This is a genomic window from Parageobacillus caldoxylosilyticus NBRC 107762 (assembly GCF_000632715.1).
In the GTDB taxonomy this organism is placed as follows: Bacteria; Bacillota; Bacilli; order Bacillales; family Anoxybacillaceae; genus Saccharococcus; species Saccharococcus caldoxylosilyticus.
Genome location: NZ_BAWO01000016.1, coordinates 17,017 through 29,641, shown reverse-complemented (window position 1 = coordinate 29,641; position 12,625 = coordinate 17,017). Strand labels below are relative to the sequence as shown.

At 41.9% G+C, this 12,625-nt stretch carries 15 protein-coding genes; 4 read left to right on the top strand and 11 right to left on the bottom strand.

Features of this window, described 5'->3' with window-relative positions:
• Positions 1-304 precede the first annotated feature (304 nt).
• On the top strand, positions 305-553 hold the full coding sequence (locus tag GCA01S_RS06160) for a hypothetical protein (RefSeq protein ID WP_042408185.1): 249 nt from the start codon (positions 305-307) through the stop codon (positions 551-553).
• A 414-nt stretch (positions 554-967) separates the two neighbouring features.
• On the opposite strand, the gene GCA01S_RS20860 is transcribed toward GCA01S_RS06160, so the two are convergent.
• A complete protein-coding gene (locus tag GCA01S_RS20860; protein WP_255212264.1) occupies positions 968-1,174 on the bottom strand; it encodes a hypothetical protein in 207 nt (68 codons plus the stop codon).
• A 41-nt stretch (positions 1,175-1,215) separates the two neighbouring features.
• Complete coding sequence (locus tag GCA01S_RS19240; RefSeq protein WP_071997937.1) at positions 1,216-1,686, bottom strand: transposase family protein; 471 nt, start codon at positions 1,684-1,686, stop codon at positions 1,216-1,218.
• 221 nt (positions 1,687-1,907) lie between these two features.
• Between GCA01S_RS19240 and GCA01S_RS06155 the strand changes: the two genes are divergently transcribed.
• Together GCA01S_RS06155 and GCA01S_RS06150 are read left to right on the top strand one after the other, a co-directional pair.
• Positions 1,908-3,248, top strand: a complete 1,341-nt coding sequence (locus GCA01S_RS06155) for a trypsin-like peptidase domain-containing protein (protein ID WP_042408181.1) — start codon at positions 1,908-1,910, stop codon at positions 3,246-3,248.
• Positions 3,249-3,319: 71 nt separating this feature from the next.
• On the top strand, positions 3,320-3,622 hold the full coding sequence (locus GCA01S_RS06150) for an S-layer homology domain-containing protein (protein ID WP_162163121.1): 303 nt from the start codon (positions 3,320-3,322) through the stop codon (positions 3,620-3,622).
• Between the two features lie 84 nt (positions 3,623-3,706).
• Here GCA01S_RS06150 and GCA01S_RS06145 read toward each other — a convergent pair whose 3' ends face one another.
• The gene (locus tag GCA01S_RS06145) at positions 3,707-4,891 is read right to left on the bottom strand and encodes an efflux RND transporter periplasmic adaptor subunit (protein WP_042408175.1); all 1,185 of its coding nucleotides are present in this window, start codon (positions 4,889-4,891) and stop codon (positions 3,707-3,709) included.
• 18 nt (positions 4,892-4,909) lie between these two features.
• A complete protein-coding gene (locus GCA01S_RS06140; RefSeq protein ID WP_042408172.1) occupies positions 4,910-5,569 on the bottom strand; it encodes a hypothetical protein in 660 nt (219 codons plus the stop codon).
• A gap of 252 nt (positions 5,570-5,821) precedes the next feature.
• On the opposite strand from GCA01S_RS06140, the gene GCA01S_RS06135 reads away from it, so the two are divergent.
• Positions 5,822-7,030 (top strand): polysaccharide deacetylase family protein, encoded by a 1,209-nt coding sequence (locus GCA01S_RS06135; RefSeq protein ID WP_042408171.1) that lies wholly within the window; start codon positions 5,822-5,824, stop codon positions 7,028-7,030.
• 392 nt (positions 7,031-7,422) lie between these two features.
• Here GCA01S_RS06135 and GCA01S_RS06130 read toward each other — a convergent pair whose 3' ends face one another.
• The 7 genes from GCA01S_RS06130 to GCA01S_RS06100 all read right to left on the bottom strand — a co-directional run bounded on the left by GCA01S_RS06130 (position 7,423) and on the right by GCA01S_RS06100 (position 12,605).
• Positions 7,423-8,016: a class D sortase gene (locus tag GCA01S_RS06130; RefSeq protein ID WP_017436422.1), complete on the bottom strand. Its 594-nt coding sequence runs from the start codon at positions 8,014-8,016 to the stop codon at positions 7,423-7,425.
• 1 nt (position 8,017) lies between these two features.
• Entirely contained in the window at positions 8,018-9,337 is a 1,320-nt protein-coding gene (locus GCA01S_RS06125; RefSeq protein ID WP_017436421.1) for a processed acidic surface protein, read from the bottom strand.
• 240 nt (positions 9,338-9,577) lie between these two features.
• Positions 9,578-9,820, bottom strand: a complete 243-nt coding sequence (locus GCA01S_RS06120) for a hypothetical protein (RefSeq protein WP_042408168.1) — start codon at positions 9,818-9,820, stop codon at positions 9,578-9,580.
• 51 nt (positions 9,821-9,871) lie between these two features.
• Positions 9,872-11,131 carry an ArnT family glycosyltransferase gene (locus GCA01S_RS06115; RefSeq protein ID WP_017436419.1) on the bottom strand — a complete coding sequence of 420 codons (1,260 nt, stop codon included), beginning with the start codon at positions 11,129-11,131 and terminating at the stop codon, positions 9,872-9,874.
• Between the two features lie 18 nt (positions 11,132-11,149).
• Positions 11,150-11,518 (bottom strand): EamA family transporter, encoded by a 369-nt coding sequence (locus GCA01S_RS06110; RefSeq protein WP_042408166.1) that lies wholly within the window; start codon positions 11,516-11,518, stop codon positions 11,150-11,152.
• On the bottom strand, positions 11,505-11,873 hold the full coding sequence (locus GCA01S_RS06105; RefSeq protein WP_017436417.1) for a DUF2304 domain-containing protein: 369 nt from the start codon (positions 11,871-11,873) through the stop codon (positions 11,505-11,507). The genes GCA01S_RS06110 and GCA01S_RS06105 overlap by 14 nt, the downstream gene beginning before the upstream one ends.
• A 21-nt stretch (positions 11,874-11,894) precedes the next feature.
• Positions 11,895-12,605 (bottom strand): glycosyltransferase family 2 protein, encoded by a 711-nt coding sequence (locus GCA01S_RS06100; RefSeq protein WP_217994787.1) that lies wholly within the window; start codon positions 12,603-12,605, stop codon positions 11,895-11,897.
• Between the last annotated feature and the right edge of the window lie 20 nt (positions 12,606-12,625).

Sequence of the window (12,625 nt, the reverse complement as noted above, 5' to 3'; positions counted from 1 at the left end):
TGGTTGCTCCTTTCGATTGGGCTTTGGATTTATTTTAGCTGCCTTGATTTTTACCTTTGTGATAAGGATACCATAACTCTTAGGATGCGATCGATAAGCGGTTTTCTGGAGAAAGCCGATCAAGCCTTATATCGGGCGAAGGAAACGGGGAGAAATAAAGTCGTAAAAATGGCCTCTTTCATATCGTAGGACATGGGGTGTAAAGCCGATACACAAAGCCTCCAAATCTCTTTTCAAGTGATGATGTTCAACCAGATCGTGAAAAAGGAAGGCGGTAATGACTGAGAGTGGATGAGGCTGGCCAATGGTTAGGCCTATGCTTATGGATATTTTACGTCAGACAAAAAATAAAAACGAGAGGAAAGAGGGATACGCCCAAATCATCGATGACGGAGGGATGGAGCGGACGACGCGGCCGCTATTGATTATAGGGGATATAGGGGAAATCTTCACCATAACGGACAAAATCCGCTCAACGGATCAAAAAAAGTGGAGTGGATTTGTTATTTTACAGGAAGAAGTTCGAAGTGAAGGGTTAAAAAGGGGGCAATAGGCAAGTTAGAATAATCATGTAGGATCGATTTTTGTCTACTTTTTCTCTTACAAACGAATTTCATACAAGACCTTTGTGGTCAGATGGATCTTTGTGAGCGATGGATCCATTTTTCCGCCGGCACGACCATTTGTAAACAAGGAATCGCATTTCATCATTCCGCATGTTCTTTTCTGCAGATCAGCAGGCGCTATTCTCCCTCTTGTGTTCAACATTTGGAAACACCTCATCGTTACGTTCATTCGTCACGATGATTCGTCTCATGAGCCATTTGGATTTCTTGAATGAGTGTCCATTTTTGTTCCTGGCGCTGCTTTTTCCTCTTTTTTGCCTTTGTCACTTCGATTTCATAAACAGATGTGTTCGATTCACTCCATGTCATCACAGAAGGAACGAGGGATAAAAGAAGGAAATCTAGTCTCTTCTTCTCATTCCCATAAAATTCCATCGATCGTAAACATGAAGGATGGAAGGATTGGCATTAGCAATCCCTTGACGGAATCCTGTAAATCCATCCCGGCTCATCACTTGTACATGGGAATAGGTTTTCAGCCATTCAGTAAGTGTTTGCGGCAGCCGATTTGGCAAGAGAGCAACAGGGATGATGACTGCAAAGATCACAAATTATCGCTCCATACGTATGGCCTTTTCGAAAAGCAAAATCATCGACTCCGAGGAAAGGGAGACACCTCTACAGGAATAGGAGTTTTGTGAATCATCGTTAACAATGAATCATGGCTGATAGGCAGATAAATCGCCTGTGCAATCTTTTCCGCAGCTAAACAACTTGTGGAAAAGGCAATTTGTCGCAAAGTGTGTTCTGCCCGAAGCGTACGACGGCTATGCGGCGCCAGCCAGTCATAACGCTCAGTAAACACTTTAAAGGAACAGGAAGGATCATCGCAAAACCATTTTCGAGAAATAAGCAGGAGCTGAACGGGCCGATCAGCGATAGGAAGATCTTGAATCACACGTGTATACCGACTATGCGGGCGGGAGGAAACATGATGACAGGCAGGACAGGAAGAAGACTTTCGGTTGCTTTTTACCGTTAAACGTAAACTGTCATCGACATCAGACACATCTAGTAACTCGATAATTGAATCAAGAGGAGACCAAGAAAGGTTAATCATCGTTACGAGCCCCTTTATTTTTATTGATATCTATTATATCCATGTAGTTAATAGAAAGTCATCTACCCAAATTAGCGTAAGAACTAATTTTAAATCGTTGTTGACAATAGTTTGTTTATCGCAGAAAATCACCCATTATTGTAGATATTTTGTTGAAATAGGTATATTTTACTAATATGATAGAAGTATATAAAATGATCAAAGGGTGGGGGTTTTTTCACGTGTATTGCGCTAAATGTGGAAACAAAACAGAGTCTGGGGCAAAATTTTGCAGCAACTGTGGTGCTTCTGTGCGTCCTCAGTCTAATAAGCTATTAGTGATGACGGCTATATTCATGTTTGTCGTTTGTGTTAGTATTTGGACGGCACTTGTCCATCAATGGCGACATGATGAGAAAAAAACGGAGGAAGTCGCCAGCAAGCCAATCGAGCAGGTAAAAAAAGAAAGAAAAACACCTGTGGAAAAAGTGAAAAGCCAGACCGCACCTGCCGCCAAAGCAACAGCGGCGAATACGAACAAAGACGTAACGGAAATTATTGCCGAAGCGCAAGAAAAAGTATTTACCATTTATACTGGCTATTCGCAAGGATCCGGTTTCTTAATCAACAAACAAGGAGATGTGTTAACGAACGCGCATGTGGTCGAAGGGTCGATTGACGTCATGGTTCGTGACAAAAACGGAGAAGAATTTCAAGGAAAAGTAATCGGTTACAGCAATGACATCGATGTTGCCGTTGTGCGCGTTCCTGCGCTGAAAAATAAAAGCCCGCTTCTTTTGGAAACAACAAGAAAAGCGCAAGTTGGCGAAGAAGTCATTACGCTCGGAAGTCCGATGGGATTGGAAAATACAGTGACATTTGGGTATATTAGCGGCGTAGACCGTAATTTCGTGATCGAACCGCATATATATGAAGATGTTTACCAAATCTCTGCCCCGATGGCGCCTGGAAACAGTGGCGGACCGTTATTGGAACGAAAAACAGGAAAAGTGCTAGCGATTAATTCGGCGCGCCATGCAACAGAGGCGAATATCGGTTTTAGTATCCCAATTTTTAAAATATATAGCCTTATACAGAAGTGGATTTCCTCACCGCTTGCGGAAGATGAGATTTATGCAATGTTTTACAACAATGAAGGAATGTATTTTTATCAGAGCCTCGAAGGTGAAGGGTATTTCGAGGGCGGAGATTACAGCGAAGCATATGATACATATGATGTTTGGAACTATGATGAACAAGAGTCCGAAACGGATAGTGAATATGAAAACGACGATGAAAGCGATGCGATAGAAGAAAATGTGGAGATGGACGATTCCATTGATGGAAGCAATATCTCTGAAGAGGAAAGCTGGCATGAGGAAGAAATAAACGACGAACCAACGGATGAAAAAACAGATCTAGAAGAAGAGCCGTCTGATGGAGAGGAAACGGCTGAAGATCATGAATTAAATGAGAGTGAAAGTTACGAAGGTGAATGGGATGAAGGAACAACGGATGAATCACCGCAGGACCAATCAACGGATCCATCAACAGATCAAACAACAGATCAACCGATGAATTAATACAATCCTCTCCCCATTGGGATGCGTGCCTGTCACCCACCCGTAATGCGATGAGAGCGCAAGCGGCTATGATGATCGAACGAGTGATGAATCTCTCTTTCTTAAACGATGACTTTACCAAACTGAACAAAAACAGAAAAGCAACAGATTTTGAGGACGTAAAACAAATTGGTGCTTCCTCGCGGGAAGCCGTTGAAAAAGTATATCAAGCGGTATTTTCCATGGGAGCAAATGGGCGCTTTGAACCAAACAGCTATATCAAACGCGATCAAATGGCGAAAGTATTATTGGCATTTTTAGTATCCGCGAAGTTGATGAAACGCCTGTCACTTTCTGAAAAAGCCCGAAAGCCCTGCGGAGAAAAGTCTCTGTAAGGCTTTTTCGCCGCGAAGGCAGAAAAAAACTGGCCTTTCCTGTATATCTTAGGAAAAGGCCAGTTTTTCTTTAGAAAACCCCTATCAATAGAAGGAACGGAAAAATCCGTCGAGGAAGTGTTTGACGATGTCCCATTTCGATAATTGCTTGATTGTTTCTTTTCTTGGTTTTGCCACCTCAAACGGAACGATGACGTCCATTCCGTGTTTCATCTGTTTTGTCGGATGGGACACAATATATTCGTTTTGGCGCAGGCCTTGCTCGATTTCTTGTTTCTTTCCATGTTTGATTCCTAGTATTACGTTTCGTTTTTCGAGTTTGCCGTTATGAATGACATAGACAAATGCTTTTGTTTTTTCATGCCACACCGCTTCGGCAGGAACGGTGATCACGCCGTTTTTTTCTTTTGTCACTACGGTGATGTTTACATGATACCCGAAAGGAAGTTGTTTCGGTTGTTCGTTGAGTTGCACAGTAAACGGATATTCGCTTTTTTCTTGAAAGCTCGCTTCTTTGATTGGAAATTTGCCGATATCGGCAATCGTACCGGCAAATGACTCATGTTCGTTCGGAACGTTGATGGTTGCTGTCTGTCCGACAGCGAGTTTTCCGATGGTTTCTTCTTTCACTTTTCCGCGAACGACAGCGGAAGGGGAAGCGATGGTGATCAGCGGTTTGGATTTGTCATAGCTGATTTCTTCGACTACGCCAGCTGTGTTGCTTTCCACGATCAGTTCGTCTTTTTTCTCTGTGAGTTCATGTTGTTGTTCCTCATATTCCTTCATTTGCCATTCCAGCAGCGTTTTTTCCCGCTCCGCTTCCCTTGCTTTTTCCTCCCATTGCATCTTCTCTATGCTATCTTCTTTGGCAGAAGAGGACATGGCCGTATAATCATCGATATCTTTAGAAAGCTGCTCGATTTGCGCGTTTAATTGTTCTTTTTTTCGTGCGATTCGATGAATCTCCCGGTCGATTTCTTCATCCACGTAGCGTATCAGTGGTGTGCCGACTTGTATTTCTTGCCCCTTTGTGACAAGAATTTCATCGATGGCGCCGAGCTGCGGATTATAGTAAATGAATTTTCGCTCTGTTGGCACGGTCATGCCGGTAGTGTGGACGGTTTCTTTGATATTTGTTTTTTCTGGTTTTGTCCGTTCGTTCACATAGACCGATTTTGGAATTTTGCTTTGGGCATGAAACAAGATGTAAAAGTTTGCGCATATACATAGCACGATGACGATGAATATGTATCGTTTCCATCGTTTCATTGGTATTCCTACCTTTCATTAAAATCCATTAAACGGAAATTCTGTGCCTGCTGCTGCTAATAAAGCGAAAAAGAGGTAGACGGCGATGACGATCATCGCGATGCGTTGAACCGATTTTTCTGTCAAGGAGCGAAGGGCAATAATTTGTATCGATATGGCCCAGATGGAAAAGAGTGAAACGGTTCGCAACAGCGCCCATATAAAAGCATGTTTCGTTATGTAAGGCCCCCACACACCAAGGGAAAATGGGGAAAAGAGATCCTTTACGCCGAAACATAATTGGAATGGAAAGAGAAACAAATCTTCGAGTAAGAAAATGAGCAAAATCGGCAGTTGAATTGTTAATAGTTTCACAAAATCTATATCAAAAAGCAAATAATAAATGATAGAGGATATGAATAAAAATAATAGTGGAACGCACAGACCGCCCAAGGCATGGCCGAACGCGAATAAAAGCTGCAAGAAAGCAAATTGTTCGCCGGTGTACCGGTCGAGATGCTTGGTCAGTTCTTCCGTGCCAATGCCAAAATAAGCCCGCAGCAACGAAAGGATGACGTTCATAAGCAAGAGAAGAAGGGCGACCAATATTACATTTTTCACCCGTTCCGCTTCTCTAAGCTGGGCAAATGCGATTTTCGGATGAAGAATTTCCTTTAGCGGATTGCTTTTATACATCATAGACTAGTCCCCCATATGTATCAATATAGGCATAAGCATATTGTAATACAAATGTGCAGAATTTGTCATCAATCGAGTATTTCTTTTACAAAGAGGCAAATTTTTACCTGTTACGATCACATTATGTTATCATTCGAAAGTAATGTTTATGTTTAAGAGGAAATGGTACAAAAATCATGGTAAACTAAATAATGCTAAAATAATAGTAAATAAAATAATAATAAAATAGAATGGATACAGGGAGGGAATCCGTTGCGCAGCAGGGCACTAGGCATCATGATGATTTTGGTTCTTCTGTTTTTATTGCCTTATGAAAAACAGGCGTCCGTGAATCAAAAAATATTTATTCGAACCACCGGTCCATCTATTCAAACCATCGGTCCATCGGCCCCCGTGTATGCATATGTGGCAGATGAGCTTCAGGAAGTGGGAAAAATATATCATGGACAAGCCTTTGAAGTAGTCGGAGAAAACGAAACCTATTATTTCATTCAATACGGCTTTGTAAAAGGGATGGTGAAAAAGCAAGACGTAAAACTTGGTCCGCCATCGGAGTTTACGAAACTAGCAGACCGCTTAAAAAGAAGCGTGATTGGAACGAAAGATTTGCAAGTGTATATGTTCCAAAATGGAAATAAACAGTCGATTGGGGAGATTCATGCAGGCGTTCGTTATCCAGTAAAGGAGGAGACGAAACAGTTTTATGTTGTGGAGTTGGGAGGACGAGACGGGTATATTTATAAACATATAACGGAGAAAGACCCAGGAGTTCCGGTTTTGTTATATCATCATATTTTGGAAGATAAAGATGAGCGGATTTTCCGGGCTACGACAACCGTCCCGTTAAGCCAATTTACGAATGAAATGAATTACTTAAAGGAGCAGCATTATACGACGATTACTCCGCAGCAACTATTGGCGTACGTCAAGAAGGAGCAGCTGCTTCCGCCAAAATCGGTATTAATTTCATTTGATGATGGGTTGAAATCGAATGATGTGTACGCATATCCGGTATTGAAACGGTTGAATTTTAAAGCGACGATCTTTATGATTACAGGGCGGATGCGACCGGCTCCGCAGCCGTTTGACCCGAGCGGCTTGCAGTTTTTAAGCAAGCAGGAAGTAGCAAAAATGCAGGATGTGTTTACATTTGAAAGCCACACGAATCATTTTCATTTATTTGATAAAAAGAACGGGCCTTATTTATTGTTTAAACCGTATCACGAAATTATGGACGATTTAAAAGCGAGCATCGCCAAAGTAAATGCGACGGCTATCGCGTATCCGTTCGGTGCGTACGACAAACGGACGATTCAAATCGTGAAAGATGCGGGGTTTACGATGGCGTTTACGACGAAAAAAGGCACGGTTTATCCAGGTGATCCGGTTTTTGAGTTAAAACGGCAATGGGTATATCCTCACATTACATTGCAGCAGTTTGAGCAGTTATTATCTCCATAATACAAAACATCTCCTTTCATGTTTGGATTGACCCGCTTATTTGGGACATTGCCTGTTTCCGAAACTTAACAGGAGGCAGGCAATTTCATTTTGCCTTTTTACAGTTGCGCTAGGGAAATAACTATTTTTCTTGGGAATACAATGTTTTAAAAAAATTCTATTTACGGCATGATGATGACAGTTCTCTTTCATTTTGTGCCTGTCACGCTTCACTACACGAAAGCAACGTATTATATGGATGCCGTTCATGTTGGTGAAAAAAGTGTTTCGCAAGCGAAGAGCGAATCACAAAACCCCCACGGAAACTCCGTGGGGGTTGTATAAAAAGGATTGGTGACTGAAACAACTATGTTTTTATGAAATTCATAGAGAGTAAAGGGATAAAGCAGGCATCAATGCCTTGCCGCCACTAAGTTAGCGACGAGGATATACCGCTTTGGTGCCGCACCGATGTAGTGAAACGGATAGCAGGTGGAGACGGTTAATGTAGCTTTTGGCTTGGGCACAATCACGGTTCTGTCATCGGCATCTACAATTCGCACTTTGCGGACTTTATAGGTAAACTCTCCAGCGATCGTTTTGACAATCAGCAAGTCTCCTTTTCCCACCTCGCCCAGTCTGCGAAAGACGGTGTCGCGATGTCCTGCAAGGACGCAGTTATCTGGCTCTCCTGGCAGGACGCTTCCAGCGTAATGACCGACTCCTTTTTCTAACTCCTCTTCATTGGTGCCATGATAAATCGGAAGACTGGCGTTCAGTTTCGGAATGATGAGCTCCCCAATATTTTCGCCCACTTTTGGTTGGCGCGGGTAAATCGCTGCTGCAGTCTTTGGCGGTGTAGAGGCTGCTTTCGTTGCTGTTTCCGTTGGCGCCGGTTTTGCGGCGTTGATCCCCTTTGCGTATTGGTAGCCGTTGAGCAAGACGAGAGCGAAGCCAACTACCATCAAGCTAATGCCAAGAAAGCGAACGATTCGTTGTTTTTGCATTTTATTTTGCTCCTAATCCTTTTCTCACACGGAATAGGAACGCTCCCAAAGCGATGAATACAACGCCCATAAGCACATTCGATACATATGGGGAAGCTGTTTTTGGAAGTTTTGCTCCTTTTACCGTTCTTTTTACCGGTTTTAGTTTTACCTTTTTCTCAATCTTTTTCTCTATCTTTGCGACTTTTCCAGCTTTCTCTAAATCTTTGCCTACGTTTTCAAATAAATCAGAGTTGAACATGTCCGCTGTCAATATGAAGTCGGCAAGCAGTTCGCCTTGTTTGTTATAAATTTCGATCAAGAGGTCATAGCCGTTGGTGGATTCCATCGTTAGCAGCGTGGCTAGGCTTAATGGCTTTTTCTCCCCGTTTTTCGTCAAATAAAATTTCACATCCAATTGGAAAATGTCAAGCATGTCGTGTATCACATCGGCAATTTCCGCTATTTGTGCCGGGGACAACTCTGTTACCCCTTCAAAATCGTACGAACTAATGGCTTCCAGCCGCCGGCCGAGTTCTTCCATTTGGCTCGCAAATTGCGGATCTTCCATATTCAGTGATTGGAAGTGATGATACAATTTTTCGAGTTCAGCGTTCGTCAGACCAAGCTCTTCTAAATCAGGAAGCATATAATCGACAATGGCTTCTGATAGTTCTTCCACTGTCGTATAGTTATCTAACGAATCGTGGTTTGCCGCAAGCAACTCTTCCAATTGTTGTCGTGTAAGTCCGAGTGTGTCTAAAAGTTCGTTCAATGTTTCTTCCGTAAGCGGAGTTAAGCTTTGATAATAATCAATCGCATCAGCCAATTCGCCGATGGAGCTGTAATCTTTTAATGATTCATGATGGCTGCTAAGGAGTGCAAGTAATTGTTCTTTCGTCATATTCCGCTGTTGCAAGAAATCGGCAAGCGTTTCTTCGGTAATCGGTGTTGAATAGGATTGTTCAAAAAGGAGGAACTCTTCTAAGTCGTTATAAAACTTAAACGCTTCCGTAATTTCTTCGTTTGGTTCTAGTTCACCGTTATCGATAAGAAGTTGTTTTAATTCCTCTTTCGTTAAGCCGTAATCTTCAAGCAATTGTTCTAAATTTTCTTCTGTCAATACATCGCCAAGCTCGTTGCGAAGATCGTTGACATCTTTAAAATCTTCTAATGTGTAGCCATCGTAGCTTAAATATTCTTCTAGTTCTTCTTGTGTCATACCGATCTCATTTAAGTAGGTTTGAAGCTCAGGATCATTAGGACTAATCGCAAAAGCAGAAGCAGGCAATGTTGCGATTGCAAGAGATGCCGCGATAGTAAAAATAATCAATTTTTTCATAAAATAACCCCCATAGTAAAATAATACTTGTTTATACTTGTTTAGTATAAATCAAAACGAAAGATAAAGAAAATACTAAATTTATGGAATTAGTGTAATAAAAGTGAAAGAGGAACATTGGGAACAAAGTAGACATTTCTTCCAAAAGATCATTGAAGCGGAAAAAGTATTTCTAGATTTGGGAAGGGATCAAAGTGGAGAACGATCAAAAAATTAGCCGGCCGCAAAGAAAAACACAATTTAGACAGGAGGGGAAGGCGGCGAACCGAAATCAAATTCTCGCTGCATCCCATCAAGGTTCGGACGCTGTTCATCCATTAGTGGAAATATGATGTTGCCGAATCGAAGAGCAAGAGAAACAGATTCCGTAGCTTTAATCGCGGATTCGACAACTAGAAATTTGCCTGAAAACAAGTGATCTACGGTTGGAGTTAAAGCGGCAATCGGTGTACTCCAGCATGACGTTGCGGATGTTCCAACCATGATGAACACCAGGACAAAATAAGGACAAAACCTCCCCTTAAACAATGAGGTTTAAGAGGAGGTTGCTTTTTTGCGGAAAAACATGCGTGCAATGGCTGAAACGAGCAGGCCGATATATAAAAACAAAAGCGGCATTAACGGAAGGTTGTATCTCGGGTAGGCAAAAAACACGTTGTTTAAAATGGTAAAGTACGCGATGATGAAAGTAAAAAACAACAGTTCTTTTCGGTGGCGCTTGAACAAAAACAAGGTGAGCGCCACGGATGCAAACGCCAGTGATACGATCCATTGGTGTAAGGAAACCACGGCGGCTTTCGGTACGCCTAGGATTTCAATCCAGTAAAAAGGTTGTTCCCATTGTGTTTTTGCCTTTTTTGTTGTGTAGCTTTCGATGAATTGTTTCGGATTTGCATGATACCATTTTTTTATTCGCTCTATCGCTATTTGTTTTTCCAGTTTTTGTTTTTCGTAATTGCTTATATGTGGGTATTGTTCATTGATTTTTTGAATGACTTCTTTATAAGGCTCGCCATATCGGTATCCATATCCTTGATAAGTGCCTAACAGAAGCGGATCACCGGAACCGCCGGTTAATGGAATGAATTCTTTATAGTGAACATAGTTGCGCACCCACCATGGTCCAAGTACGATCAGCACGAGCAGGACAGCTACTCCTAGTTGCTTCCATGCGAGGCGAAGCGGATATTGGATAAGCAGCAAGTAGCCAAGAAGCGCGAATGGAATCAACGCGAAGGTAGCTCGAAACAACAGGCAGAACAAGTAAGAAAACATCAGCCAATAGAAAGTAGACATTTTATGATTTCGTCCAAGTTGGATAGCGAAATGAATGAAAAGAAGAAATCCGAATAGAAAAGGCGGTTCGGTTAACGTTAAATTGTCCGTTTCGATAAGCGGAACAAATAGCGCAGTGAAAAATCCAGCGATGATGCCAGCCCATTCTTGGTTGATATCTTTTCCGATTACATAGATGAGATAGACGCTGGCTGTGCCGAATAAAATCATCACCACTTTTGCGGCGTACAATCCGACGCTACCGGTGCCAAAAATAAAAAAAACAGCTGCCAGCAATACCGGCATCCCCGGCATGATATGAACGGTCGGTTCATTCATATTATGGTAAATGAGCATGCCTTTCTCTAAAAGAATTTTGCCGCTTCTTACATATCCCATGTCATCACTGTGCAGGGTAAGGGACAATCCGTATTTCCATAAAACAAAAAGGCGAAAGACAAGCGCGGTTAACAGCATGCTGGCAATGATGATGTTTCTCTTTTTATTGGACAGCACCATGATATTCACTCCAATATTTTATTGAGTATTAGGTGATATTCCGATGAGGGAAACACCCAATATAATGAGAATGACCCCGATGATTTTTGTCGACGAAAGGGGCTCATGAAAGACAAAATAGGCGCCAAATACGGCGAGCACATACGCAATGCTTTGCACAGGATAGGCGACGCTTAATGGAACGCGCGATAAAATAAAAAGCCATAAAATGGTGGCGAAACCGTACATCACTAATCCGGAAAAAATGAACGGTGAAAACAATATTTTGATAATAGAAAGAGGATCCAGTTTCAACGTTGTTTTCATCATGCCATATTTCCACAAAAACTGACCTGCGACGAGAATGACCGTATTTAATAAAATCAATACAAAATTAACAAGACTCATCTTTCTCTTCCTTACGTTGATCATTTTGTAATTCGTGTTTGATATAAGCGATTTCTTGGACGAGCGTTTTTATTTTTTCTTGGTGATCGGAAAGCGTAATCGATTGGTAAATGAGCGCGTTTAGGACAACTAAAAACGCGATGGTAAAGATGAGGGTAGGCATGTAAGAAACACCGAGCACCGCGGCAACTTTATTCAGCGGTTCGAGAAAGATGGCGATAAAAAGACCGATTACCGCCAGCAAAAACCAAAGAAATGCCTGCTTGTCCCTCAATTTATTGCGAGTCGAATAATAAATGACTTGGATGAGGAAAAGAGAAGCGAACATAATGGTTATTAGCTGTACTTTGTTCATCCGAACCCTTCCCCCCCTTTTTTAAAAAATAGACCGAATCAAAGAAGTAAAGGTTACTTTGGTCATATAGTATAGCGATTTTAACGGGGTGATCGATGATCTTCCGCCTTGTCTTGCGTTCATTTCCACCTTGATTTCTTTAATTTTATACCCTTTTTTCGCTAATTTCGCGATGACTTCGACTTCAGGATAATCGACAGGGTAATAATTCGCGAATTCGCGCATCACGTTTCTGTTTACGATGCGGTATCCCGAGGTCGGATCGGTGATTTTCACTCCAGAAAGAAAATAGAGCAGATAGTAAAAATAAAGAATCCCCATTCTTCGAAAAGGGCTGCCTTTGTAATTCGTTTTCTCTACGAATCGAGAGCCAATGACCATATCGCAGCCAGATTGTTTGATTTCCGCAACAAGCTTTTCTAGGTCTTTTGGATCGTGCTGACCGTCCGCGTCTAATTGAATCGCGTATTGATATCCCTTTCTAAGTGCGTAACGATAGCCCGTCTGCATCGCGCCGCCGATTCCTAAATTAACCGGTAAATCTAAATAATGAAATCGGTTCTCTTTTAAAATATCCAATGTTCGGTCGGTGGAGCCATCGTTGATCACAATATAATCATATGGACACGTTTGGATTAAATTCATGACCGTCTTTTTTATGGTCGCTTCTTCATTATAAGCAGGGATAATGACGAGAATATCCACTACCGATCCTCCCTTGATATACTCCATCCTAAAAATGAAATGTCTTT

Coding starts and splice junctions, on each gene's coding strand:
- GCA01S_RS06110 (WP_042408166.1), bottom strand. CDS start 11,518: ATGAGTCTTGTTAATTTTGTATTGATTTTATTAAATACGGTCATTCTC.
- GCA01S_RS06120 (WP_042408168.1), bottom strand. CDS start 9,820: ATGGTTGGAACATCCGCAACGTCATGCTGGAGTACACCGATTGCCGCT.
- GCA01S_RS06130 (WP_017436422.1), bottom strand. CDS start 8,016: ATGCAAAAACAACGAATCGTTCGCTTTCTTGGCATTAGCTTGATGGTA.
- GCA01S_RS06160 (WP_042408185.1), top strand. CDS start 305: ATGGTTAGGCCTATGCTTATGGATATTTTACGTCAGACAAAAAATAAA.
- GCA01S_RS06105 (WP_017436417.1), bottom strand. CDS start 11,873: ATGAACAAAGTACAGCTAATAACCATTATGTTCGCTTCTCTTTTCCTC.
- GCA01S_RS06100 (WP_217994787.1), bottom strand. CDS start 12,605: ATGGAGTATATCAAGGGAGGATCGGTAGTGGATATTCTCGTCATTATC.
- GCA01S_RS06115 (WP_017436419.1), bottom strand. CDS start 11,131: ATGGTGCTGTCCAATAAAAAGAGAAACATCATCATTGCCAGCATGCTG.
- GCA01S_RS06145 (WP_042408175.1), bottom strand. CDS start 4,891: ATGAAACGATGGAAACGATACATATTCATCGTCATCGTGCTATGTATA.
- GCA01S_RS06125 (WP_017436421.1), bottom strand. CDS start 9,337: ATGAAAAAATTGATTATTTTTACTATCGCGGCATCTCTTGCAATCGCA.
- GCA01S_RS06150 (WP_162163121.1), top strand. CDS start 3,320: ATGATCGAACGAGTGATGAATCTCTCTTTCTTAAACGATGACTTTACC.
- GCA01S_RS19240 (WP_071997937.1), bottom strand. CDS start 1,686: ATGATTAACCTTTCTTGGTCTCCTCTTGATTCAATTATCGAGTTACTA.
- GCA01S_RS06140 (WP_042408172.1), bottom strand. CDS start 5,569: ATGATGTATAAAAGCAATCCGCTAAAGGAAATTCTTCATCCGAAAATC.